The organism is Snodgrassella sp. B3837, assembly GCF_026535955.1.
GTDB lineage: Bacteria > Pseudomonadota > Gammaproteobacteria > Burkholderiales > Neisseriaceae > Snodgrassella > Snodgrassella alvi_E.
Window position 1 is genome coordinate 203,382 of sequence record NZ_JAFNPI010000019.1, and the last position, 23,279, is coordinate 226,660.

A 23,279-nucleotide genomic window follows, 5' to 3' on the forward strand; every position below is an offset into this window, starting at 1 on the left:
CCTACCCCTTGTTTTTGGCTCTAGGCAATAAACTCAGAGCCAGTATCATGCTAAAAAACACCCCTATAGCCACACTGCGACCGAAGCTAGCTATAGCAGGAGTCGCACTGAAACCCAGAATGGCAAATGAAATCATTGTTGTTATTGCGGCAAGCAATACTCCCGCCAAACGCTCAGCCACAGCCATCTGCTCTGTAGAAACATAAATGGCATAATCCATACCGATGGCTGTAACCAAAAACAAACCAAAGATCGCAAACAAAGACAAAGACCAGCCCACAAAAGCAAATACCGCAAGACAGGATAGCGAAGACAAAACGGGAACGGCTAATAGCAATAATCCTTTGCGCCAGCCAAACGCATAAACTAATAACAGAATTGCCAAGACATAGGATGCTAACTTCAGGAAAATAGCTTGATTGCGTGTATGAGTAAATAATTGATTTAATGCCTGAAGATTATCAACAAAATAAATCTTGTTGTTTTTATCTGCAAGTTTTTGCAAGGCTGCTGTCTGTCTGACTCCAGACAAACTAATAATAGACGCTATCTCTCCATTCTCCATCTTGCCAAGATATAAATCCTGCCACACAGTGGCCAGATCATTATTCAGGCTTTGAGATATAGACTGAACCGGCAATTGTTTTAGATTAGTCAGATAATTCCTTATATTGTTTTCATCGATTCCTAAATAAACTAAATCCTGCCAGTTATCCGAATTTTTCAACAAACGTTCAACATCACTTTTGCGTTGCTTTTGAATAGCAGTCGGCATAACCCATTGATCCAGAGACTGGAACCCAGATAATTGTTTTTGTAAAACTAATTTCTGCAATTCTTGCCCTAAAGCCTGATTTTTAGCCAACAACTCATCATCATTGTTTGCTTGAATCACAAAATACTGAGCTGAAGGCGCAGTCTGGGTCAACTCCCCAACTTTCTGAGCCTGACTCAGCCATTGTGGTGACAAATTTACCCATTGACGGATGTCATCTTGAGTGTTCAAATTTAACAGACCCACACCCAGCAAAATAAACCCTAATAACAACGGCCATTTTTTCTGTACTACAAACAGGCGATAGCTAGTAATGGCATTTCCTAAAGAAAGCATTACCTGTAAAAAACGGGGTTGAATCTTTTCTTGAGTACGGCTGAAAAGCAAAGGTAAGCACAACAAACTGAACAAAAATGCACCAATCAATGCCGCAGCAGAAAAAATAGCTGTCTGTTGCAATATCGGTAACGGCGTAATTAGCAAAGCCGCATAGCCTAGTAAGGTAATCACTAGACTTAATAAAAAAGCTTTGCCGGCAATATGTAATGCTTGCCAGCGCTGCCAGTGCTGCTGAATCACGCCACTAGCTAACCAGTGAAGAGGAAAATCCAGCAATATTCCTAATAAACTGGTTCCCACAACAAGGGTCAGAATATGTATTTTGCCGAATATAGAGACTGTAGCGGCCACACCAAACAAAATACCTACAGCCATAGGAAGTACCAAAAACAGAATACGCAGACTGCGAAAAATCATGAGCAACAACAGAAATGTCAGCCCCATACCCAGTATGCTCATATACTGGCTTTCTCGTTCTCCAGAAGATTTATTTTCTGCTGCAAAGAGCGCACCACCAGCCATCAGAATTTGTACATTTTTCTGCGCCATCGAAGCTTGTGTAGCCTGTACTAACGGCAGCAGTTTATCTGGTACACTAATCAAACCAGACTTTTCTGGCAAACGCGCCCGTAATAAAATCCATGTCTTGCCATTTTCTTCAATATTTAACCAGCCAGTTTGAACGTTATAAAATATCGGACCATCCGGACTGGCCTGATGCATGATGATATTTCCCAATCCAAGCCAATCTTGATCTGGAGATAAAATACTGCGTTCGGCAAATGGATTAACAAGCACTTGTGCCTGCTGAGCAAAAGCACTTTTCGGATCATTGATAATATGTCGCCAACTATTTTCCGATACAACAGCCAATTGCAAACGCTGCATAGTGGCCTTCAAAGCTTCAACATCCGGTTCAATTTTACCGGTAACGGTTTGAAAAATACCGCTGGCCTGCCATTTTTTTTGCAACATCTGTGCTGCAGAGATGGTTTTATCCGCTGAATCACTGCTCAGTAAAATCACGATATCGCGATTCATGCGCTGATTCATGCGCTTTGCAGCTAGCTGCTGAGCCTGTGTGTTTTGCCCGTTAGACGGAAGCAGGCTGATTAAGTCCGTATCCAGACGATTTTTTTGCAGCCAGCTACACAGCAAAGAAATAGCCACACACAATATTAGTAGCAGGTACAGCCATGTCCAAATACGTTTACGGTAAAATGGCATGTTGTTCAAACCTGTTTAGAGCTGAATTGAATTTTAGCGCTGTAAATGCAATCTCAGTGCGATCGCCCTGCACTTCTGACAGAATGATTTTCTTAACTGCTTGGTCACCCTGAATATCAATGCTAGTAAAAATCTGTTTCATCAATACGCTTTTAGGTTGCAGATGCAATTGCCAGTTTTGCGCTGTTCCTGTTAATCGCGTACTGAACTGATTCTGAATTCCGTTAGTTTGACCGCCAAGTAAATCCAAAAAAAGTTTCACTTGATTTTTTTGCGCCGCGGCTGACTGGCTACTGTCTATCCACTGATTATTGGCATTAAGCTGCTCAATTCCCGTCTGACGCACCCGCATGGTATTTGTAAAAGGTTTTTTCATTTGCCACAACAAACCCGCTTTTGGCACCAGTATAAACTGGCCCTGTGTCACAATCGGCTTACTGGTACCACGTAAAAATCGCTGCTGAACAAAATCACCTTTGATATTTTGTGGCTGTTGCAGCTGCGCTTGTAAATCTGTTAAACCAAAAGCACTTACCAGTCCACTTAATAAGCACAACCAGCTTACTAATAAAAAATTTCTTAACATGATTTTTTTTCCTGTGCAAAACCATTCTGCATTGCTAACTTGACCGCCTTAACCCAGCTTTCTGGGGTTTGATACTGTGTTTCCCGAGTTTTCATACACACTGCAACCTGCATAGTAGATGCTTTGGTCAGTTTTTCACCTGTTGCACAGTCACTAATAACATAATCAAATTTTAGACAGCTTTCATATTCCTTTAATAAGACATCGATGAGAATTTTCTGCCCGAAAACTGCTGGACGCACATATTTCAACTGCAATTGCACAATTGGCCAGCCATAACCATTGGCCTTCATGACATTATAATCATAACCAATGGCACTTAAAAAAGCACAACGTGCTATTTCCAGATATTTAACATAGTGTCCATGCCAGACAATATCCATTGAATCAACATCAAAAAAAGGTACTTCCATTACCATACTGTACCGCAACTGACTATACTGCTTTGTCATCTTGATTCCAAAAATCAAAAAAATTAAACCACTGCCTAGGCGCTTTGATACAGTATGCAGTGAGTAACTCAGCATACTGCTGTACATACTGCTCTATAGTGCGTTCCCGTTGATGCCGATGCCAATTAATACTGTCGGCAAACCGCTGTAAATACAAATGGTAGCTTCCATTTTCTTTAAAACAGAAAAGGGTATTTACCGGTACTTTGAGCAATCCGGCCAATAACCACGGCCCCTGAGGCCAACAGGCCATTTGATTTAGAAAAGGGACATTGATAATTTTTTCACCGTGAACCGGTACTCGGTCAGCTGCAATAGCCAGCCATTCTCCACGCTGTACCCGATCATTCAGTTCCATCATCATTTTTGCATCCAGCGATGTGACCTGAATCAGGCGGATACGATAAGCTCCGGCTTCTTGCAATGCTCGATGAAATTTCACTGCATGGCCGCTATGAATCAGCACATTTAGCTTCAGATGCTTATGCTTTTTCACCAATGCACGACAGATTTCGGTATTGCCTAAATGTGAGCAAACAAATATTTGTCCTCTTTTTCCAGCCGTTGGCCGGTCAATCTCCTGGCCAAGCTTATCTGGGTCATGAATGATTAGATTTTCATAAGAAAATTTTCCTTGCCACACTGCAAAGCGATCCACAATATTTTGCGCGAATGCATAAAACTGTCGGAAAACCGAGCTTTTCTTACTTAATACGGGTGTTAGATAAAAACATTTTTGTGCCAGCAATTGCTGATAGCGGGCAATATTACGTCTGGAAGATGAAGACGTAATATAGAAATACGTAACCACCAGACAAACTATCGGAGATAGTCCCCAAGCCGGAAAGTACTTAACCAAATAACGGGTCAGCCATAAAGCACCGCTACTGCCTCTTTCCTGCTGATTTGCCCAATGGCGGATGTTCTTAGCCATGCAGAATCCTTGACCATTTACGCCTTAGCAAAACTGATGCATTTCGTAACATATTGAAAAACAAACGTGCATGCATTCTAGAAATAAGAACATTGTCCTGCCAGAAGCGAAAATGAGAAATGCCATCCTGAGCATAAGCCACAGGTGTATCGATCCAGACAAAGGAACACCCGCGCCGGTGCAAATGTACAAGCAGCTCGGCATCAAAATCCATGTAATTACCTACATATTCACTATGAATAACATCTAGCGTTGGTGTAACCGGATAAATACGAAATCCACACATACCATCTTTTATATCTGTCGATAACGTATTGACTGCTAGCCAGAAATTTGTAATCTTACGGCCATAAAGGCGAGATTTGGGTGTACCGGGTCCGTAAACCGGTCGACCACAAATCACCGATTTCGGTTCCTTCATGGCTGCATTTATTAATTTTGAAGTATCAGACAAACAATGCTGAGCATCTGCATCCACCTGTAATACATGAGTATAATCATGCAAAGCTGCATAATTGATACCTTCTTTTACAGCTGCACCCTTGCCGCCATTTTTCTCACGGTAGATCACGGTGATACTGGGACGAACCAATTGTTGCAATTCTTTTCGGATTTCATTATCAGAACCATCGTCCACAATCAGACAGTCTATGTTGAAATCCTGCATAGCCAGTGCCACTTTTCCTACTGTGCGTAAATGGTTGTAATGAGGAATCAATGCTAACAATTTCATATCGTTTCACTTGTACCTGCAGGAATAACCATACGGCCAGAAGAAATTTTTTTTTCATTCATAATACACTGAAAGGTGATTTTTTGGCGTACACAATCACGTTTTAAATGCAGTTCTACCGTATCAGCAGGCCGTAAAAAGTTTTGAAATTTCAGATTTTCTATCTGCAATGGATGCTGTTTTAACCAGCCGCATTGTTGCAGCAACTCTATGAACCATTTAAGCTGAATAACGCCAGGTACGAGATGAAAATTATCGAAGTGACCGCGAAAATAAAGCAAATCCAATGGTATCTGTAGGTGAAACAAGTATTCATCAGCCGTTATTTCCTGCTGATGCAACACTATAGGTTTAATAACCGGTTCTGCCCATACTCGCTCAGCATCAACCGGATTCAGCTTACTCTGACTATTTCGCGGTAAAACCGTACTAAAACGCCAGTAACGAGGAATTGAAATTCTTTCATGATTTTTAGCCAGACATTCTCTAAGCTGGTTGATGATATGCTTGCGTCCATACTGACGCCATGCATGAATACCAGAATGATTCAAAGCTACCCATGCAGCCAGATGGCTGCCATGTGGATGTTTTAGAATATGAACATCAGATATCCATTCATGTTGCATCAGCTGGTTTTCCAGTTGCAGCAAGGATATGCGCTTATCTGCTAATTTGATGATACGATCAAGTCTACCCAAAAGCTCAAAACCATCCTCATACTCAGCTATCTTATCCGCCAGAATCTGCTCCGGCAGACACCGTGGTGACTGAATAATCAGACCTTCTACCGTACTTTTATGCATAACATCCTGAAAAAATTGCCAGTGCGCTTGTTTTTTGCGATAAGCTATTACGCCCGTTTCTGTACTACCATAAATTTCCACGACATCAGAACAAATATGTTGCTGTAAAAAATATTTACTTTTTTCGGCCAGGGCACCGCCAGCTGAAATAATTGTCGCAACATGTCCCTTAACCAATTTAATATCATGCGATAAGCGTAAGGTATGCAGCAAGGTAGGGCTGCTAACCCAAATCACGCGCTGAAAAGATGCACTACTGACCAAAAGTCCTTCTGGAAAGACTAAACGCTGCCGGTAAATGGGCAGACCCAGATACAGGCTTAGCATTATCCGAAAACTCAAACCATACATGTGCTGTACACTAACACTACCTAAAACAACTGGTTTTAGTCGAAGAACGGATGCCGGTAAAACGGAAGCTATTGTTTGTGCCTCAAGCCATAATTCCTCCCATGTTTTTTTTATTATTTTGGCTATTCCAGAAGAGCCAGATGTTTGCAGCAAGATATTAATATTATGAACGATAAATCTGCTACTCTCAGCAGGCGCATTGGTTGACCACTCAGATTGTAAAAAGGCGGGAATAGTCAGTTTATCGGGCATGATATCGGTTAATAAAATATCCGATGACTTATTAAGCCAGCAACAGTTTTCATCGGACAAATAAGTAAGCAAGCAAACATCAATACCAGCCTTGACACAGGCCAATAACGCAATGGCAAAATAGCCTGCGTCATCGAAATACAAACTTGCACATTTTACGGATCGACAAGATAAATACCGGCTCAATCCAGCTACCTGTGCCATAGCTTGCTGCCAGTTCAGATTGCTTGAACCAGTAGCAAATAAGTGCTGACTTTGGGTACGTTCTGCCCAGAAATGTTCTGCCATCATCATATGGATATTTTTAATATTAGACGACGGTATAGGAATTCTCCGCTCAATAACATTCCCATGAGCATATAAGAAATTACGCCGGTATAGATTGCCCATGCCCGCCAGTATGCACCCAGAATCAATGCGGAAATAATCAAAATATTCACAATAAAAAAGCCGCACCATATCTGTGTTACACATCTGGTGTACCGTACTCCGCTTTCTGGCAGATCCGGATGCTGTAAACGAGCAAGGCGTTCAATTACTGATTGTTTGCTGAACAAACTAGCACCAAATATCAGTAACAGCAGTATGCTGACCATCACCGGATACCAGTACATGAATTTAGCTGAATGTATCCAGCATAAAAGCATAAAAATAAACGCCAGAACAAACGACATAATTTTCTGTAATTTTTGTTTACTCAGTAAAGCCCGTAACAACCATATACATGCCATCAGGATGGTAACTGCTGTAACGCCGAAATATATCTGTCCGAAATACCAAATAAACGGATAGAGAAATGTCACCAGTACCAGTGTCAGATTTATGAAAAATTGCAACCTAGGCATTATCTGACTGTTTTGCCTTGTTTATCACTGCCTGAATGACATCAGCCACTGTACGCACATTGCGAAAATCTTCTGCCATTAATTTATGCCCTGTTTGTCGCTTGATATAATCAATTAAATCGATTGCATCTATACTGTCAATTTCAAGATCATTGAATAAATCTGCCTCTGGCTTAATTCGTTCGGGTTCAATTTCAAAAAGATTTTCCAAAGCTTTGGCCAGAATGGCATAGATTTCATGTTCAGTCATTTGCTAGTTCCCCTATTCAATACAACATTTATCATAAGCATTTACTTTGAATATAGTTGGCTAATGAATGAACGCTGTAAAAATGTTCACGCAGCTCGCTGCTGTCGCTTTCCATTTGCAAGCCAAATTTTTTCTGAATAGCCAGACCAAGTTCCAAAGCATCTACAGAATCCAGCCCTAGTCCAGTATCTCCAAATAAAGCAGTATCATCTTTGATATCGTCTATTGTGATATCTTCCAGACCCAAACTATCAATAATCAATTCTTTAATTTGTATAATTAAATCTTCCATTTAAACTTTCTCTTTTACATTCCTGCTGAAAATATTCCTGTAACTGCTGGTTAAGCTGTCTGGCCGCTATGGGTAAGGGTTTGCTTTGCAACCAATCTTGTGGGTCAATATCGTTGCCTACATAAAAATCATATTGAATTTTTTGTTTCGGTATCTGATACCATGGTTGATTTTTTTTTAATGCCGGCGGATTCATCACGATTACTACCGGAGTGATTACTGTAGCGCTGCGTAATCCGATAGAAACAGCACCACGATTAAAGCAGATTTTATTATCCCAACCGGTACGCGTTCCTTCAGGAAAAATCAGCAGGCTTTGACCGCCCTTCAATACTGCATCAGCGTCTTCAATAATCTGTAAAGATTCATCATTTGGCAGAAATCCACAGGCTAAAATTGGGCTTTTCATAATAGGATTAGACAATAAATCCTTTTTAACGATGCAGTTTAGCTTGGGAACCTTAGCTAGCATAAACACCACATCTAGCAAAGACGGATGGTTTACCATGATAAGCTGCCCCGGCCTGCCAAGACGCTCAAACCCTTGATAGCGTACAGATATGACTCCAGTAAATCTCAGGTAATGGATAAACCCGGCCCAGATACCGCCTACCAGTCTTCGCGCCTTTAAATGACTAGCACTTTTTTTCCGAGTATTTGGTAAGGTATAAGGCAAAAGGAGAATTTTAAACACTATTCCGAAGATACCAAACAACAAAAAGCCTATTGCTGTTGCACACCAGCGCCATAACCAATTACACCAATTCATCAGTTTATTCGCCAATACCATACGCCCTGCGGTGCAGACTGCCAGCGCTCCGACTGAGCATTTATCCGCTGCACAATCCATTCTAATGTGCTGCTGTAATATTTGAGCTTACCTGCATCTGTAAGGACAGGATGCTCGGCACAATACTCCAGATTGACTTCATCGCCATGGGTAACGACCAATCCCAGAGCCATGGGAAATGGTGCCCGTACCGCATTGACTTCATATTCTGATGCCATTGGTTCATCCACCACTACAATCAGTACCTGCTGTGCACCTTCTTGCAGTAAACCGACGGCTTCAGTTACACCTAGCTCCAGTCCATTGTATTGCGCACTCAATGCGGTACATTCACTCATATCTGCGCGAAGCATCGACCACTGACCGACGATGGCATTGTGTACTGACAAAGCAAATGAAGTTGGTGATAACTCTTCCTGTTTTATCAGACTTTGCCATAATTGAAAGCTACGGTTTATTTCACCGTCATGAGAAACGAATACCACAGGACAAGCTGTATATTCAGGTAACAAAGGCCATGATGCTGCAAACATCAAGCGTGCAGCGGAACTAAGGCGACGTCTTTTCATGACTGGTAAAAAAGAAACATCTATCTCTCCAGCAGATAAATTCTTTATTACCTCCCCCTCAGCAACCCACTGTTGCCAGTCTGCTAACGTACGGTGAAAAGGGCTGACCGCGCGCCATGCAGATATCGCAAACTTCATAAATATGTTTAAAAATATTATAAATGTCGCATTATATGTAAATTTATTGCCAAGAACAATTAAACTGTTTCCTAAAATGTTAATCAGAAAACATTTACTATAATTTGATTAGCATCATTAACATTTTATTATTAAATATTTCCGACATTGATAATCATGAAAGAGAGAATGTCATAACCCATAGATATAGCTGTCTCTTAACACAACTGACATTATTTATTTCTATTTAGCTTTTATAAGTAAGAGTGATGGTATTAGTTTCATATCATTATGAATGTTCTGTGATAGATAGTGCGACAGAGGATGCGCTATTGCGAATAATGCCGTTCTAAAGTTTTAGTCAAAGATTTTAAGCTAACAAAATAGGCAATTAAGTGGTCTATTTCTTGAAGCATAGCTGATATTTTGTTTAATTGACTTAATTTAAACATTTACTCAAGGTTCTGTTTAGCTCTTAATTTCTATAATGAGTAATCAACTTTGATTTTGCTTAAAATAAAAATAAATATATTAACTATTATTGATAATAAATATTCAAATTCGAGTTTATATTCACCTAAATTTAAATATTGGTTAGTTTCTTAAGGTAAGTTATGAAAATATTGAAAATTTTGCATAAAGTTACAGGATTAATATCTTTAATATTAATTTTATTATTTATGGTCAGTACCATTTATGCAGAAATAAGTGGAAATATTCTTCTAATTCAAAAAGTAAAATCTTTGATTGTTTGGCGCGGTCTGTTTGTTCTGATTCCATGTTTAATTATCACAGGGGCTATTGGTTTCAAACTGGCTAGGCAATCGAAAAATGTTAATGTTTTAAAGAAGAGAAAGAGAATGCCATTTATAGCGTTGAATGGCGTTTTTATCCTTATTCCTTGTGCTATATATCTAGAGTATCTCTCATTTAAGATGTTAGATAGTACTTTTTATTCAGTACAAACCTTAGAACTATGTGCCGGATTAATAAACTGCATATTAATCATTTTAAATATTCGTGATGGTATTCGTATTAATAAAATTAAAAAATCGTTACTCAGCTAAACTTAAAGTTTTTTGTAGTTTTCATACTATTTCTATAAATATATAAATTTTCTGCTTCATGTAGCAATATACAGAGGGATGGATAAAATTAACTAGACAGAAAAATCAGTTAAATTAGGATTAAATTATATTTTTAGAGTATGGATTAGACATCTTATCTTCAATTTTATGCAATAACCCAAAATCTTGAGAAGTATTGTGTATATCAAAACTAATTTGTTGTGTACATTTAATTATAAACCATATATTCACAAATGATACTTCTTCTAGTCCTTTAATTTATGTACTCTTTATAGATGGTACAGCTGATAAGGAATCTTTTTTAAGGGGTAATGTCAATTTGCCTGTGAAGAGTCCGTGGCCTCATCGTATTACCTATCATCTAGTACGGCGCTTTCATTTTCGTTTGTTTAGGTATTTGCAAGCGCGTTGGCAGTTGCCGTCTGTATTTGTTCGGTATTATTATCGTTGTGATTATTTAAGTTATACAGAAATTTTTTACCGTGAGGCTAAACGCTACCATAATGCTTCGGTGCCTCCGCTGACGCTAAATCCGGCTTTTATCCGTTTATACCAAAATATTGGCCAGCACACTCAGGTTTTGATTGTTGGCCGTAGCCTTGGTGGATGAAACGGTTCGCATCTGAGCAGGATAGTAGTTGCTCACAGTGTCCACTGCCGTTTTTTAGTTATGCTGGATCGATAGTCTATCGAAATCACGATATCCGGATCGCCGGTCATCTTATACATCAGGCTCAGATTTACCACAATATTTTTATATCCATATAACATAAATATATGTATATCAGTGGCTTTTACATACGGCCAGCAGAAAACTGACATTCTGCTGAATGGAAAAACTGGGTTTCGTGGGCTGGCTGGCAGTGGTTAATTAAAACGGCCCCCCGGAAAGTCATTTAGTGGTTAATCAATGTACACAGTATTCTCATCGGCAGGCTGAAAATATGTTTACCTGCCCTACCCGTCTGGGTCTAAGTACTGCCTCAGCATTAATGCAGGAAATTGACGGTTTGTTGCAGAATGCTGATTTACTGCCGCTTAACAATTGATTCTTCTTGAAACCTACCGTTGGGTTCGGTGACACATTTTATGTGTGATTAACCAAACGGAAAGTTAAGCCGATGAGATACGCTTTAATCAAGCCAGATGGCGCTAACCATGCGGCCTGTTTGTCCATCACGCCGGTACGAGAAATAGCGTTCGCGCTGCAATACCGTACACTCTGTGCCACCATAGACTTGATGTACACCGGCATCTGCCAGAGCTAGCCGTGCCAGCGCATATATATCGGCAAGATAATGGTTGTTACCGATGTCAGTAAAAGCAGCCTGTGCTTTGGGCTGATGCAGACAGAAAGCTTCCCATACGTCGGGACCGACCTCGAAAGCTTCGGTTCCGATTGCCGGACCAAGATAAGCCATTATTTCCAATGAGCTGACCCGCATGGCTTCTATGGTATTTTGCAATATGCCGCCGGCCAGTCCGCGCCAGCCGGCATGGGCGGCAGCTACGGTTGTACCGGCACGGTCACACAGCAGCACTGGTAGGCAATCGGCTGTCATGATGGCGCAGGCGACTTTTTCTCCTTGGCGGCTATAGCTGGCGTCGGCTTCAGCTGGCTGTCCAGACTGCAATGCAGATAATGCCCTTGTGGCTGCGATTACATTTACACTGTGAGTCTGATTCAGATAGGCGATTGGCTGTGCTGCCTGCTGCTGCACGATGGCGCGGTTTTGTGCTACGGCTTGAGGATGATCACCTACGTGTGCACCAACGTTCAATGATGCAAATGGCGCTTTGCTGATGCCACCCAGTCGTGTAGTGATCAGGGTATGTACATTGTTTGGTGCTGGCCAGTCTGCCTGTGCAAAGGCATTTTTGTCCTGACACAGACCAAGTGCCTGATTCATGTCCCATTGTGTATTCATGCGGCGGCCTTATTATTCGCGTATGTAAATTACATCCACGTCGTAATCATCGTCATCCCAGTCTTCGTCTTCATCATCGGTCAGACGTTTCTGCCATTCATCAGCGTTTTTGATGGCTGAATCCATGCCTGCCTGTAGACGCAGTACAGAAAGTAAGTGATAGATATCTTCGGGCAGTGAAGCTTCAAACTGTACTTTTTCTTGTGTCTGCGGATGAATAAAACTGAGCCGGTAAGCATGCAGTGCCTGCCGTGCCATTGCTTTTATTGCTGCTTTGGCTTCGGTGGTAGCTGGATGGCGCGGGTTGCCATAGAGCGGATCTCCAGCAAGCGGATGGCCTGCGGCTTTCATGTGTACGCGTATCTGATGGGTACGGCCGGTTTCGAGCTGACATTCGATATAGCTGAAATCGGCATATCGTTCGAGCACTTTGACGTGGGTGATGGCTTCTTTGCCTCCAAACGGTACCACGGCCATTCGTGTGCGGTTATGCGGATCACGGCCAATCAGTGTTTCGATTTTGCCATCATAAGGTACGATTCCGTCAGCCACTGCACGATAGGTTCGTTTAACAGTCCGTGCTTGTAGCTGGCGTACTAAGTGTGTTTGTGCCGGCACGGTTTTGGCTACAACCATGAGGCCGCTGGTATCTTTATCTAGACGGTGCACGATACCGGCTCTCGGTACTTGTGCCAGTGCCGGGCAATAGGCGAGCAGGCCGTTCAGTAGTGTGCCCTGCCAATTGCCTGCTGCGGGATGTACAACAAGACCAGCCGGTTTATTCAATACCAGTACGCTATCATCTTCATATATAATGTCCAGTGTCATAGCTTCGGGGGTGAATGCGAGCTGGCTTTCATCCTGTTGTATGGCTGCCTGTATGGTTTCACCGCCGATCAGTTTATACTTCGGCGGTACGATGTGGCCGTTAACGGTAACGTGATTTTCCCTGATCCAGGCAGTGAGACGGCTGCGGGAGAACTCAGGCGCCAGTTTGGCCAATGCTGCGTCCAGGCGCAGGCCGGCTAGTTCATTAGGTACGGTCCAATTTTTATAACTTTGTGCAGCTTCATCTGCCGCAAAGGGCAAATCATCGTTATAATCGTCATCATTCTCTAACAAAGAAGTGTCTTTCATGAAAAATTTGTTTTTGGCGGTGGCCTTAGGCCTTTTACTGAGTGCCTGTGCCAGCACAAGTACGGTCGATAAGGATTCCCAGATTACTCAGGACTGGTCTGTTCAGCGTCTGTATAATGAAGCACACGATGAGCTGATGCATCGTAATTATACTCATGCAGAGAAATTATACGAAATTCTGCAGTCTCGATTCCCGTATGGTTCGTATGCGGAGCAGGCTCAGCTGGACACAGCATATGCTTATTATAAAGATGATGAGAATGATAAAGCATTGGCGGCAATTGAACAGTTTCAGCGTTTGTACCCGCAGCACCCCAATATGGATTACGCTTTGTATTTGAAAGCACTGATTCAGCTGAATGAGGACAAATCCTTTGTTAATAAGCTGGCCAAACAAGATTGGTCTGACCGCGACCCGAAAGCTAACCGGGAAGCTTATACCACTTTTGCTCAACTAGTAGAATATTTCCCTCAAAGTAAATATGCTGCCGATGCTCGCGATAAGATGCAGAAACTGCTGGATGCGCTTGGCGGGAATGAGCTTTCAGTAGCACGTTATTATATGAAACGTGGTGCATGGCTGGCGGCTGTTGGCCGTGCACAGACGGTTATTTCTCAATACCAGAATACGCCTAATGTGGAGGAAGCACTGGCTATTATGGTTTCTGCGTATGAAAAACTGGGTGAGCAGAAGCTCAGTGATGATACTAAGCGCGTTCTGGCACAGAATTTTCCAAATAGCCCGTATCTGCAATCTCCGTGGCAGGATCACAATGCCATTCCATGGTGGCGTTATTGGAAGTAAAGCCTAACGGTAAATCTCAAAATCTGATGAACAGTGCTATTAGATCGATACAAGGTATCGGTCTAATTTTTTTATTTTGTTATTTGGACTGGAGACTGAAATTCTTTTTAATCCTGTATGCTATAAAAATTTTATCCAGATAAGATAATAATTTGGATATTGATGTTTTTGAGTTGAGGGCGATTTTGTATCGATATTTTTTATTCTAGGTTTAATTGGCTATAGTAGCCGATGGTGATGAACATATATAAAAGTTAATATCCCGTTTTTAAAAATTTTTTACTGATTGCTAATTGTGTTGCACTGGGCTATTTGTTTGCCAGCTGTTTATTTTTTGCAGTATTGCTGAATCTGCGAAATTCTATGCTCAAAAGCAATGAAAGTGGCATTTATGCTTGTGGCTGATTTGTCCGTGCCAGCCAGCGAATGTGCATCTGTGCGTCTGGTAGCAATTGTTTTAATTCAGTAACTGCTGCTTCTGCCAGTAACTTCCCACACATAAATATATCGATAGCGGCATACTGATGCTCCGGCCACGTATGGATACTGATATGTGACTCGGCCAGTAGCAATACGCCGGTTACGCCTCCACTACCACCAAAAGTATGAAAATAGCTTTCCAAGATATGTGCCCGTGCAGCTTGGGCTAGCTGACGCAGGAGCTGCTCGATTGCACTACTGTTTTGTAACCATTTGCTGTCCAACTGATAAACATCCAGCAGACAGTGCTGCCCGATAATATGATTATTCTGCATTATTTGTGCCAATGTCCACTGCTACCTCCATAATAGCTGTGACCAACAGTAGAATCTTCTGCTTTCTCAGAAGAATACGAAGCATAATTTATCCAAGTGAAGCCGATCACAATCAGGATGGCCATGAAGATATTGAATTTTTTATAACCTTCTGCTGAACCGAATATAAAGAGTTCCCGATAAGGAAAATCACGGAGTAATCCATAGGCAAGAAGATGCCAACACAAAGGCGTGAACAGATATTCAAAATCTGCTACACCAGCAATAAAAATTTTAATAAAAATAGGCAAATTCAAAACAATAAATACCAGCATCCAGAAGGTTGGCGTGTAGATATCGGTACTGAGATGCAATACGTTTTTCACCCGCCAGCTTTTAATGTTGGCTTTGGTAAAATCGTTTGCTTTAATGTTTTGATGTTCACGAACAAGAACTGCTGCTTTATCAGCAGGCATGGGTTTGGCATCAATGCTGATGTTTTTATTTCCCTGAAACCATGCAGACACCAGTGTCGCCGGTATATTGCTGACGACAGACCATGATTGTTCGTTTCGGGTCAGGGTGGTAGATAATTTACGCTCTTCGCACCCATAATCGATGTAATACATGCTGTCGCCAGGAGAGACTTGCCAGTAAAAGGCTCCAGCTGCATACTCAACTTGAGCTGCGTAATCATATAAAAATGGGACGCTGTCTTTGTTTGCATTAATTGGTTCTAGCGGTTTTTTCAGAACCGGCCAGTCATCCAATGTGGTAGCTATTGCCCATTGGTTTTTTCCCTGCTCCACCAGCCACAGAAACCCTTTTTTGGGTGAATAGAGCAGATATTCTGTCCAGCCAGCTGAGTCATCCTCATCTTCACTTTCTTTGCGTTCAGCCAGCTGGATATAAAGCGGTACATCCGGCATAACTTTTTCTACCGGTACGTAATACAACACCATGGCGCCCAGCACCCACCAGTTTTCATTATCAATGCGTGCTTTGCTGCCGATTTTAATGGTTAGAGCGCGTTGTTGATGCTCACGCATTTCATGCGTCGCATTCTGGTGAGCCGTTTCTTCACTCATGTTGAGCTGGCTGCGGCAATACTGGCAGACAACGTGGTCTGCCACACCGCTTACCCAGCGTATTTCCCCGCCGCAATTGGGACATTTACCTCTTTTGGTACTGCCCTTGACATAACCGGAACGGGTACGAATCTGGTCGGGTGTACGGGTGTTTTGCAGTCTCAGGGCACTGAGTGCCACGCCTTTACCGGCAAAGACTTGTGGCTGTGCCTGACCGTCGGCGTAATCTAGTGTAATGAAGGATGTACCATTGCGGCAATCTGCTACCTGTGCCTTTTCCGATTCAGGTAAAGGCACCGGCAGTTCGCCTTCGGCTGCATACTGGCCGCGGCGGATATCACGGATATCGGCTACGGCATAGTGCCGGTCTCTGTATTTGAAATAAGAGCTTCCTACTTTGAGATTGCTGAATTCTGGTAAAGCTTTCGCTTGAGGAGGTGTAGACTGCAGGCGGGTGAAAACAAAGCGGTCATTGGATTCAGATAGCCATGCACTGCTGCCATCATGCATCAGTGCATGCCATTCACTCCACGAACCGGCTTCGTAGCTGACTTGCATACGCCCGATGAGGGTGAACGGTTTACCCTGCCACATCCCGGTAGTACCGATTTGCAGTGGTGATAGATCATTTAAAACTGCAGAATGGCGGCCGGATAGTACTAATGCATTCTGTTGGATTAATAAAACAGAATGACAATAGCCACAAACTGCGGTGACGGCGGTTGCTGAGCGTATACCGATTTCGGCACCACAGCTCGGACAAGTACTGTGCAGCAGATAGGAAAAACTGTTCATACAGCCATTTAGTCAGTGAGTTTTCTGAGAATCTCGGCCTTAGCTGAATCATAGTCGCTCTGACTGATAAGATTCTGCTCCAGCAGGGTTTTCAGCTGTGACAATCGAGCGGTTATATCTGCTGTTTCTGGTTTAGAGGCCGGTGCGGAAGTGGCAGCACCGGTGATACCTGAAGTCATGACATTAGCAATATTCATACCGGCAGCTAATCCAGCTCCGATGCCGGCTACTCCGCCTTCATTCTGTGCAGCCAGTGGAATAGCCTGAGCCGTCTGGTATTGGGTGTAGCGTCCCATGTCGCCAACGATACCCATGCCCATGCGTTCATCCAGCCGCTCTTGCAGGCTCTCTGGTAGGGTAATGCTTTCTACGGTGAAATTTTCCAGCGCAAGTCCCATGGCGGTGAATGCCGGTTGTAATAGAGTAGTCATTTGTTCCGACAGCAGCATCTGATTAGCGGCCATATCCAGAAAAGGAATATTTGCGTTGCCAAAAGCGGAGGCAAGCTGAGTAACAGCCAGATTGCGCAGCTGTTCTTCCAGTGTTTCGGTGCGGTATTCTTCGCATACACCGCTTACTTGGCTAAAAAACAATTCTGGCTGGGCAATACGGAATGAATACATACCAAATGAACGCACAGAAACAGCACCGAAATCATTGTCGCGGATAGTAACCGGCTGTGCGGTGCCCCAGCGTCTGGAAAGCTGCTGACGCATATTGAAGAAGTACACGTCGGATTTGAATGGTGATTGAAATAATTTACCCCAATGTTTGAGATCGGTTAGTAAGGGCAGATTCTGGGTATTGAGTGTGAATGTACCGGTACCAAACAGGTCGGCGATGGCGCCTTCGTCTACAAACAAGGCATTTTGTGATTCGCGGACAATGAGTGCGGCTCCGTTTTGAATTTCCTGATCCTTAATCGGAAAACGCCACATCAGGACTTCAGGGTCGGGGTTTTCCCACTGGATTACATCAATGAATTGTTTCTTGATGAAGCCACCGAGTTTGTTAATGCCAAAAATTGAGTTCAGAACCATTTTTGTATCCCGTTCAGATGTTTGATTGTTAACTTAGTGCAGCTGCATTAAGGATGCCGATCGACACTGACAGCCCGAAAAACAAGGCGCCGACGGCGATATTATTGTTCGCCAGTTCGAAATTGGCCTTGGGGATAAGCAATGTGGCAATAAAGTACACCAGAATCTGCACAATCATGGCTGCCGCGCCCCAGATGATGAAACTGATGAGATTGACAGATTGCAACATGCTGGAAATGAGGGTGATGCAGAATCCGATCATGGCGCCGCTCATTGAGACGGCACAGGCAAGGTTGCCCTGCTTAATCAATTTTAGTTCGGCTACCGGAGTTATTCGTATATAAAAAATAATAAATACGATAAGTAGCAACAGGGCAACGCCAAAATATTTTAAATATTGTATGTACTGCCAGAGAGTAATTACCATAGTTTATTATCCTGACTGTTTAGTTTTTTAACATACCGTATAATAATGTTTTTGTATAGTTTATTATTTACTTTTTTTTGCAATTTGTTAGCTTTAGCTTGAAATGTGGTATCAGGTTTGTTGCTAGAGCAGAAATATTTATTAAGTATTTTTTAATCGGGATGCTTTATTTTTATTACAGAGCTGGTTTCAACGGACGGCAGGTGGCTGCTGTGATGCTGAAAAAATATTAAAAGGATAATTTGTGAATCCTGCTTTGATTGTTTCTGTGTTTGTTGTGGCCAGTTGTGGGCTGGCTTATGAATTGATTATGGCGGCACTGGCCAGCTATTTGCTTGGTGACTCGATACTCCAGTTTTCGTCGATTATCGGTGTGTATATGTTTGCGATGGGCATTGGTGCGCATCTGACTCGTTATATATCCGACCGTGATGCGCTGAGCCGCTTTATTGATATTGAAATTCTGGTGGGAATTGTCGGCGGTGTTTCGGCGCTGCTTTTGTTTGTTTTATTTGGTTTTTCTGCGGCACCTTTTCGTTCGGTGCTATACGGGCTGGTGCTGATTATCGGTATTATTACGGGAATGGAGCTGCCGCTGGTGATGCGGGTGCTGAATCTGCGTGAGGTGGAGTTTAAAGAAGTGGTCAGCCGTGTACTGACTTTTGACTATCTAGGAGCGCTGGCTGTTTCGTTGTTGTTTCCTCTGATTCTGGCTCCAAAGCTGGGCATGGCAAGAAGTGCGCTGTTGTTCGGGATTTTAAATACGGCAGTGGCACTGCTGACAGCGCGGCTGTTTAAGCACGAGCTACCTCGTTACCAGCGTCTACGTATGCGCGGCAATATAGTGCTGTTGGTTTTATTGCTGTTTTTCTGTTACGCCAATCACATTACGAATAAAGCAGAACAACATTATTTTGGTGACCCAGTGGTGTTTAGCACCGCTTCTCCTTATCAGCGGCTGGTGATTACGAAATGGCATAATGATACAAGATTGTTTCTTAATGGTAATTTACAGTTTTCTTCAGTGGATGAGGCACGCTATCACGAAGCACTGGTACTGCCGGTGATGGAGCAGAATCCGCAGGCCTCCCGCATTTTGATACTAGGTGGCGGAGATGGGCTGGCAGCACGGGAGGTGCTGAAATATCCACAGGTAAGCCAGATTACGCTGGTGGATCTGGATGCAAGTATGACGCGTGTTTTCCGTACTTCGGCAGCTTTGCGTGAGTTGAATCAGAATTCGCTTAATCACCCGAAACTGCGCATTATTAATGCGGATGCGGCACAATGGCTGCAACACAATCAGGAAAAATTCGATGTGGTGATTATCGATTTTCCTGACCCTTCCAATTTTTCCCTCGGCAAACTGTATTCGGTACCAATGTACCGTATGGTGGCGCGACATTTAAATCCGCATGGTAATCTGGTGGTGCAGTCTACTTCACCTTACTTTGCACCCAATGCGTTCTGGTGCATTGTCAATACACTGGAAGCTGCCGGACTGAAAACGCTACCTTTTCATGTGTATGTCCCTTCTTTTGGTGAGTGGGGCTATGTGATGGCCAATCAGACTGGTGAGTTTCTGATTCCAGACCATTATCGGGTGCCGACACGCTATCTAGATGCAGAAACGACGCGCGAAATGTTTGTGTTTCCAAAAGATATGCAGCGGCGAGCAGTAGAACCCAATCATCTGAACACGCAGAAGTTAGTGGAATATTTTGAGGCTGACTGGCGCGCGGTGATGCGCTGATAGGGGTAAACAGATGAAAATCAGTCGCCGCCGGTTTCTCAGCAATGTGTTGGGCGCCAGTATGGTGGGTTTGAGCAGCTATGAGGCGTGGCGCTATTTTGTACCAGGGCAGCCACCAATCAGTGTGGATTTCCCCGGTAAAGCTGTGGGGCATGCTATTCGTGATGCGCAACGACAACCTCCAGCTAATATTCCAACACGCCATGTGAATACGGTGATTGTCGGCAGTGGTGCGGCGGGGCTGTCTGCTGCCTGGCAGTTATCCAGACAGGGCATGCACGATTATATTTTACTTGATGGTGCTGAACGCAATGGCAATAATCGCGGTGAACACCAGTTTGGTGTGGATTACCCCACCGGTGCGCATTATCTGCCCCTACCCTCACCGGAATCGGAACACATCCGAGAATTACTCGGCGATTTACAACTGTATCAGCATGGTGTGTATGATGAGCGCTCACTGCTACAGGTGCCCAATGAGCGTTTATTCTATCAGCAACACTGGCAGAATGAATTGCTGCCTCAGCGTGATGCCGATAGTCAGCGTTTTTTCCGTTTTATTCATCAGATCAGCAGCCAGCGTGGTGTGGATGGCAAGCGTGTATTTACCATTCCGCTGGATTTGGCCAGTAACGACAACGAATGGCGCCGTCTGGAACGGATAACTTTTGCCAATTGGCTGGAACAGCAAGGTTATCACTCGCCTACTCTGCTGTGGTATCTGGACTATTGCTGTCGAGATGATTATGGGCAAGGCATCGGCCAAATCTGTGCGTGGGCCGGCCTGCACTATTTCTGCGCCCGTGGCACAGAGCAGAATGAACACGGTACAGTGCTGACCTGGCCGCACGGTTTACATGAGCTGTCGCAGCGGATACGCGCATTTTGCCGTCTGCAAGCTATCGAAAACATTCCTGAAACCGATCAGCCATTTACTCAGCCGCACAGTCTCCGTGCTTATGCAGTTTCGATTGAAGAAGAGGCTCAGGGAGTACGTCTGTTAATCTGTACTGCACAACAGCAATATTTCTGGCTACAGGCACGGCATGCAATCTGTGCCATGCCACTGTATATCGCAGCTCACGTGGTGCAGAATATTCAGCGATATGGTTTTCAGCCGCAGACCCATATGCCTCAGTATGCCCCTTGGATTGTGGCTAATTTTTTGCTGCGCGGCATGCCTCCAGAAAAAAGAGGCAGCGCGCTGGCATGGGACAACATTTTGTATCAAGGTGATGGGCTAGGCTATGTGGTGGCCACGCACCAGCAAATTCGGCAAGGGCCGCCACCCTTTACATCTTTCACTGCCTATACAGCATTGAATCATGATTCGCCGACCAACATACGTCACTGGATGCTATCGGCCTCACCTGAAGAAATATACCAATGCGCGGCTAAAGAATTGGAAGAGATTTATGGCATTGTGTTGCGAAAGCGTATGGTACAGGCGCGTATCAGTCTACGCGGCCATGCCATGGCCGTACCACAGCCCGGTTATCTCACCAATGCGGGCTTAATGGCGTTGCGCTCGTATCAGGGTCGTTTACAGTTTGCCCATAGTGATTTATCCGGCTATTCGATTTTCGAGGAAGCCTGCTATTGGGGTAAACGTGCCGCTGAGCAGATTCTGGCACAACAATAATATTGATTACCGGTCTGATTTGAAAAACAACAGCCTGTGTACGAACTTGTCCACAGGCTGCTTAATCTGCTACTGATATACTAGATTTCGAAGTAATCCATAATACTTTGTGCGGCATCACGTCCTTCTGCTATGGCGGTAACCACCAAATCCGAACCACGGGTGATGTCGCCGCCAGCAAAGATTTTTGGATTGGCGGTCTGCTGTTTGTATTCACCACTAGTCTGAATACGGCCGCGCTCGTCCACGGTGACACCAACTTCACCTAACCACGGCATGCTGTGCGGTGCAAAACCAAAGGCTATAATTATGGCATCACAGGTAATGATTTCTTCACTACCGGCTATGATTTCGGCACGGCGCCGGCCGCGTTCGTCTGGTACGCCCATGCTGGTGCGGACAACCTGAATGCCGGTTACTGTGCCTGCTTCGTTTGTCACCACAGCCTGAGGCTGCACATTGAATTTAAACTGCACGCCTTCTTCCCGCGCATTGTTGAATTCTTTTCTGGAGCCGGGCATATTGGCAGCATCGCGGCGATAAGCACAGATTACTTCTTTGGCCTGCTGCCGCAGCGCGGTGCGTACACAATCCATGGCAGTATCGCCGCCACCAAGCACCACGACACGCTTACCTTCCATGCATACATAATCTTTGCTATCGATGTTTAGCAGATGTTCCGTATTGCCAATCAGATAGGGCAAAGCCAGATAAACACCGCTGGCCTCTTCATTTTCGATGCCGGCACGTAGTCCCTGATAGGTACCCACGCCTAAAAACACTGCATCATATTGCTGCTCAAGCTCTTGCAAGCTAATGTCGGTGCCGACATTGACACCCAGTTTGAATTGTATGCCCATATCAGTGAGTACGTGCCGCCGCCGCATCATGACTTCTTTTTCCAATTTGAACGCCGGTATACCAAAGGTGAGCAGGCCGCCGATTTCGGATGCCCGTTCGTATACGGTCACGTCCACACCATTGCGGATGAGAACATCGGCACAGCCGAGGCCGGCGGGTCCGGCTCCAACCACCGCTACTTTTTTACCCACTTTTTCCACGGTGGCAATATCTGGATGCCAACCTTGCGCAAATGCCTGTTCGGTAATGTATTTTTCGATGGCTCCGATGGTAACGGCTCCGAATTCCGCATTCAAGGTACAATCGCCTTCACACAGACGATCCTGCGGGCACACGCGGCCGCAGACTTCAGGAAGGCTGTTGGTGGTGTGTGCTAACTCAGCTGCTTCGATAATCCGCCCTTCATTCGCCAGTCGCAGCCAATTGGGAATGTTGTTGTGCAACGGACATTTATTCTGGCAGTACGGATTACCACAGGCCAGACAGCGGTCTGCCTGAGCAATTGCCTGTGCTGTGGTAAAGGGCTGATAAATTTCCGCAAATTCCTGCTGGCGTACGCTTAGCGGTTCTTTCGGTGGATCGACACGCGGTACATCAATAAACTGATAAACATTTTCGCGTTGACTCATGTGGTGTTCCTTGCACGATTTTTGATTATTGCTGTCT

At 43.9% G+C, this 23,279-nt stretch carries 24 protein-coding genes; 6 read left to right on the forward strand and 18 right to left on the reverse strand.

Annotation, left to right across the window (positions count from 1 at the left end):
- Position 1: 1 nt before the first annotated feature.
- From J3U67_RS07855 to J3U67_RS07905, 11 genes are read right to left on the reverse strand one after another with little or no spacing between them, the layout of a single operon-like run.
- Positions 2-2,341 carry an MMPL family transporter gene (locus tag J3U67_RS07855; RefSeq protein WP_267404656.1) on the reverse strand — a complete coding sequence of 780 codons (2,340 nt, stop codon included), beginning with the start codon at positions 2,339-2,341 and terminating at the stop codon, positions 2-4.
- Complete coding sequence (locus tag J3U67_RS07860) at positions 2,325-2,927, reverse strand: LolA family protein (protein WP_267391415.1); 603 nt, start codon at positions 2,925-2,927, stop codon at positions 2,325-2,327. Before J3U67_RS07860 ends, J3U67_RS07855 begins: the two co-directional genes overlap by 17 nt.
- Complete coding sequence (locus tag J3U67_RS07865; protein WP_267391416.1) at positions 2,921-3,379, reverse strand: acyl-CoA thioesterase; 459 nt, start codon at positions 3,377-3,379, stop codon at positions 2,921-2,923. Before J3U67_RS07865 ends, J3U67_RS07860 begins: the two co-directional genes overlap by 7 nt.
- Positions 3,363-4,313 carry a glycosyl transferase family 2 gene (locus tag J3U67_RS07870; RefSeq protein WP_267404658.1) on the reverse strand — a complete coding sequence of 317 codons (951 nt, stop codon included), beginning with the start codon at positions 4,311-4,313 and terminating at the stop codon, positions 3,363-3,365. Before J3U67_RS07870 ends, J3U67_RS07865 begins: the two co-directional genes overlap by 17 nt.
- Positions 4,306-5,046 carry a glycosyltransferase family 2 protein gene (locus tag J3U67_RS07875; protein ID WP_267391418.1) on the reverse strand — a complete coding sequence of 247 codons (741 nt, stop codon included), beginning with the start codon at positions 5,044-5,046 and terminating at the stop codon, positions 4,306-4,308. The genes J3U67_RS07870 and J3U67_RS07875 overlap by 8 nt, the downstream gene beginning before the upstream one ends.
- Positions 5,043-6,746 carry an AMP-binding protein gene (locus tag J3U67_RS07880; RefSeq protein WP_267404661.1) on the reverse strand — a complete coding sequence of 568 codons (1,704 nt, stop codon included), beginning with the start codon at positions 6,744-6,746 and terminating at the stop codon, positions 5,043-5,045. The genes J3U67_RS07875 and J3U67_RS07880 overlap by 4 nt, the downstream gene beginning before the upstream one ends.
- Complete coding sequence (locus tag J3U67_RS07885) at positions 6,743-7,297, reverse strand: hypothetical protein (protein ID WP_267391420.1); 555 nt, start codon at positions 7,295-7,297, stop codon at positions 6,743-6,745. Before J3U67_RS07885 ends, J3U67_RS07880 begins: the two co-directional genes overlap by 4 nt.
- On the reverse strand, positions 7,290-7,547 hold the full coding sequence (locus tag J3U67_RS07890; protein ID WP_100139689.1) for an acyl carrier protein: 258 nt from the start codon (positions 7,545-7,547) through the stop codon (positions 7,290-7,292). The genes J3U67_RS07885 and J3U67_RS07890 overlap by 8 nt, the downstream gene beginning before the upstream one ends.
- Before the next feature lie 31 nt (positions 7,548-7,578).
- Positions 7,579-7,839 carry a phosphopantetheine-binding protein gene (locus J3U67_RS07895; protein ID WP_100139688.1) on the reverse strand — a complete coding sequence of 87 codons (261 nt, stop codon included), beginning with the start codon at positions 7,837-7,839 and terminating at the stop codon, positions 7,579-7,581.
- On the reverse strand, positions 7,814-8,629 hold the full coding sequence (locus J3U67_RS07900; protein ID WP_416384682.1) for a lysophospholipid acyltransferase family protein: 816 nt from the start codon (positions 8,627-8,629) through the stop codon (positions 7,814-7,816). Before J3U67_RS07900 ends, J3U67_RS07895 begins: the two co-directional genes overlap by 26 nt.
- Positions 8,608-9,336, reverse strand: coding sequence for a beta-ketoacyl synthase chain length factor (locus J3U67_RS07905; protein ID WP_267391424.1), 729 nt, complete (start codon positions 9,334-9,336; stop codon positions 8,608-8,610). The genes J3U67_RS07900 and J3U67_RS07905 overlap by 22 nt, the downstream gene beginning before the upstream one ends.
- A 593-nt stretch (positions 9,337-9,929) precedes the next feature.
- Between J3U67_RS07905 and J3U67_RS07910 the strand changes: the two genes are divergently transcribed.
- The 3 genes from J3U67_RS07910 (at position 9,930) to J3U67_RS07920 (ending at position 11,452) form a co-directional block, all read left to right on the forward strand.
- A complete protein-coding gene (locus J3U67_RS07910) occupies positions 9,930-10,382 on the forward strand; it encodes a hypothetical protein (protein WP_267391425.1) in 453 nt (150 codons plus the stop codon).
- A gap of 346 nt (positions 10,383-10,728) precedes the next feature.
- Positions 10,729-11,013, forward strand: a complete 285-nt coding sequence (locus tag J3U67_RS07915; protein ID WP_267391426.1) for a hypothetical protein — start codon at positions 10,729-10,731, stop codon at positions 11,011-11,013.
- A gap of 289 nt (positions 11,014-11,302) precedes the next feature.
- On the forward strand, positions 11,303-11,452 hold the full coding sequence (locus tag J3U67_RS07920; RefSeq protein WP_267391427.1) for a hypothetical protein: 150 nt from the start codon (positions 11,303-11,305) through the stop codon (positions 11,450-11,452).
- A gap of 84 nt (positions 11,453-11,536) precedes the next feature.
- Here J3U67_RS07920 and pgeF read toward each other — a convergent pair whose 3' ends face one another.
- Together pgeF and rluD are read right to left on the reverse strand one after the other, a co-directional pair.
- Positions 11,537-12,331 carry a peptidoglycan editing factor PgeF gene (gene pgeF / locus J3U67_RS07925; protein ID WP_416384681.1) on the reverse strand — a complete coding sequence of 265 codons (795 nt, stop codon included), beginning with the start codon at positions 12,329-12,331 and terminating at the stop codon, positions 11,537-11,539.
- Positions 12,332-12,343: 12 nt separating this feature from the next.
- Positions 12,344-13,468 (reverse strand): 23S rRNA pseudouridine(1911/1915/1917) synthase RluD, encoded by a 1,125-nt coding sequence (rluD, locus tag J3U67_RS07930; RefSeq protein WP_267391428.1) that lies wholly within the window; start codon positions 13,466-13,468, stop codon positions 12,344-12,346.
- Here rluD and J3U67_RS07935 point away from each other — a divergent pair.
- Positions 13,467-14,273 (forward strand): outer membrane protein assembly factor BamD, encoded by an 807-nt coding sequence (locus tag J3U67_RS07935; RefSeq protein WP_100152195.1) that lies wholly within the window; start codon positions 13,467-13,469, stop codon positions 14,271-14,273. The two genes, rluD and J3U67_RS07935, sit on opposite strands and share 2 nt — an antisense overlap.
- A 389-nt stretch (positions 14,274-14,662) precedes the next feature.
- On the opposite strand, the gene speD is transcribed toward J3U67_RS07935, so the two are convergent.
- Genes speD through J3U67_RS07955 form a run of 4 tightly spaced genes read right to left on the reverse strand, consistent with a single transcriptional unit; the run spans position 14,663 to position 18,357 of the window.
- On the reverse strand, positions 14,663-15,028 hold the full coding sequence (speD, locus tag J3U67_RS07940; protein ID WP_267391430.1) for an adenosylmethionine decarboxylase: 366 nt from the start codon (positions 15,026-15,028) through the stop codon (positions 14,663-14,665).
- Entirely contained in the window at positions 15,028-16,890 is a 1,863-nt protein-coding gene (locus J3U67_RS07945; RefSeq protein ID WP_267391431.1) for a DUF4178 domain-containing protein, read from the reverse strand. Before J3U67_RS07945 ends, speD begins: the two co-directional genes overlap by 1 nt.
- An 8-nt stretch (positions 16,891-16,898) precedes the next feature.
- A complete protein-coding gene (locus J3U67_RS07950) occupies positions 16,899-17,930 on the reverse strand; it encodes an SPFH domain-containing protein (protein ID WP_267391432.1) in 1,032 nt (343 codons plus the stop codon).
- Between the two features lie 28 nt (positions 17,931-17,958).
- A complete protein-coding gene (locus J3U67_RS07955; RefSeq protein WP_100139677.1) occupies positions 17,959-18,357 on the reverse strand; it encodes a DUF350 domain-containing protein in 399 nt (132 codons plus the stop codon).
- Positions 18,358-18,601: 244 nt separating this feature from the next.
- Between J3U67_RS07955 and J3U67_RS07960 the strand changes: the two genes are divergently transcribed.
- A complete protein-coding gene (locus J3U67_RS07960; protein ID WP_267391434.1) occupies positions 18,602-20,110 on the forward strand; it encodes a polyamine aminopropyltransferase in 1,509 nt (502 codons plus the stop codon).
- A 13-nt stretch (positions 20,111-20,123) separates the two neighbouring features.
- A complete protein-coding gene (locus tag J3U67_RS07965) occupies positions 20,124-21,752 on the forward strand; it encodes an FAD-dependent oxidoreductase (RefSeq protein WP_267391437.1) in 1,629 nt (542 codons plus the stop codon).
- 80 nt (positions 21,753-21,832) lie between these two features.
- On the opposite strand, the gene J3U67_RS07970 is transcribed toward J3U67_RS07965, so the two are convergent.
- Positions 21,833-23,242, reverse strand: coding sequence for an FAD-dependent oxidoreductase (locus J3U67_RS07970; RefSeq protein WP_267391438.1), 1,410 nt, complete (start codon positions 23,240-23,242; stop codon positions 21,833-21,835).
- Positions 23,243-23,279: the final 37 nt, after the last annotated feature.

Excerpts from the sequence above, each read along its gene's own strand:
- J3U67_RS07855 (WP_267404656.1), bottom strand. The coding sequence starts at position 2,341 with ATGCCATTTTACCGTAAACGTATTTGGACATGGCTGTACCTGCTACTA.
- J3U67_RS07860 (WP_267391415.1), bottom strand. The coding sequence starts at position 2,927 with ATGTTAAGAAATTTTTTATTAGTAAGCTGGTTGTGCTTATTAAGTGGA.
- J3U67_RS07865 (WP_267391416.1), bottom strand. The coding sequence starts at position 3,379 with ATGACAAAGCAGTATAGTCAGTTGCGGTACAGTATGGTAATGGAAGTA.
- J3U67_RS07870 (WP_267404658.1), bottom strand. The coding sequence starts at position 4,313 with ATGGCTAAGAACATCCGCCATTGGGCAAATCAGCAGGAAAGAGGCAGT.
- J3U67_RS07875 (WP_267391418.1), bottom strand. The coding sequence starts at position 5,046 with ATGAAATTGTTAGCATTGATTCCTCATTACAACCATTTACGCACAGTA.
- J3U67_RS07880 (WP_267404661.1), bottom strand. The coding sequence starts at position 6,746 with ATGATGATGGCAGAACATTTCTGGGCAGAACGTACCCAAAGTCAGCAC.
- J3U67_RS07885 (WP_267391420.1), bottom strand. The coding sequence starts at position 7,297 with ATGCCTAGGTTGCAATTTTTCATAAATCTGACACTGGTACTGGTGACA.
- J3U67_RS07890 (WP_100139689.1), bottom strand. The coding sequence starts at position 7,547 with ATGACTGAACATGAAATCTATGCCATTCTGGCCAAAGCTTTGGAAAAT.
- J3U67_RS07895 (WP_100139688.1), bottom strand. The coding sequence starts at position 7,839 with ATGGAAGATTTAATTATACAAATTAAAGAATTGATTATTGATAGTTTG.
- J3U67_RS07900 (WP_416384682.1), bottom strand. The coding sequence starts at position 8,629 with ATGGTATTGGCGAATAAACTGATGAATTGGTGTAATTGGTTATGGCGC.
- J3U67_RS07905 (WP_267391424.1), bottom strand. The coding sequence starts at position 9,336 with ATGAAGTTTGCGATATCTGCATGGCGCGCGGTCAGCCCTTTTCACCGT.
- J3U67_RS07910 (WP_267391425.1), top strand. The coding sequence starts at position 9,930 with ATGAAAATATTGAAAATTTTGCATAAAGTTACAGGATTAATATCTTTA.
- pgeF (WP_416384681.1), bottom strand. The coding sequence starts at position 12,331 with ATGAATACACAATGGGACATGAATCAGGCACTTGGTCTGTGTCAGGAC.
- J3U67_RS07935 (WP_100152195.1), top strand. The coding sequence starts at position 13,467 with ATGAAAAATTTGTTTTTGGCGGTGGCCTTAGGCCTTTTACTGAGTGCC.
- rluD (WP_267391428.1), bottom strand. The coding sequence starts at position 13,468 with ATGAAAGACACTTCTTTGTTAGAGAATGATGACGATTATAACGATGAT.
- speD (WP_267391430.1), bottom strand. The coding sequence starts at position 15,028 with ATGCAGAATAATCATATTATCGGGCAGCACTGTCTGCTGGATGTTTAT.
- J3U67_RS07945 (WP_267391431.1), bottom strand. The coding sequence starts at position 16,890 with ATGAACAGTTTTTCCTATCTGCTGCACAGTACTTGTCCGAGCTGTGGT.
- J3U67_RS07950 (WP_267391432.1), bottom strand. The coding sequence starts at position 17,930 with ATGGTTCTGAACTCAATTTTTGGCATTAACAAACTCGGTGGCTTCATC.
- J3U67_RS07955 (WP_100139677.1), bottom strand. The coding sequence starts at position 18,357 with ATGGTAATTACTCTCTGGCAGTACATACAATATTTAAAATATTTTGGC.
- J3U67_RS07965 (WP_267391437.1), top strand. The coding sequence starts at position 20,124 with ATGAAAATCAGTCGCCGCCGGTTTCTCAGCAATGTGTTGGGCGCCAGT.
- J3U67_RS07970 (WP_267391438.1), bottom strand. The coding sequence starts at position 23,242 with ATGAGTCAACGCGAAAATGTTTATCAGTTTATTGATGTACCGCGTGTC.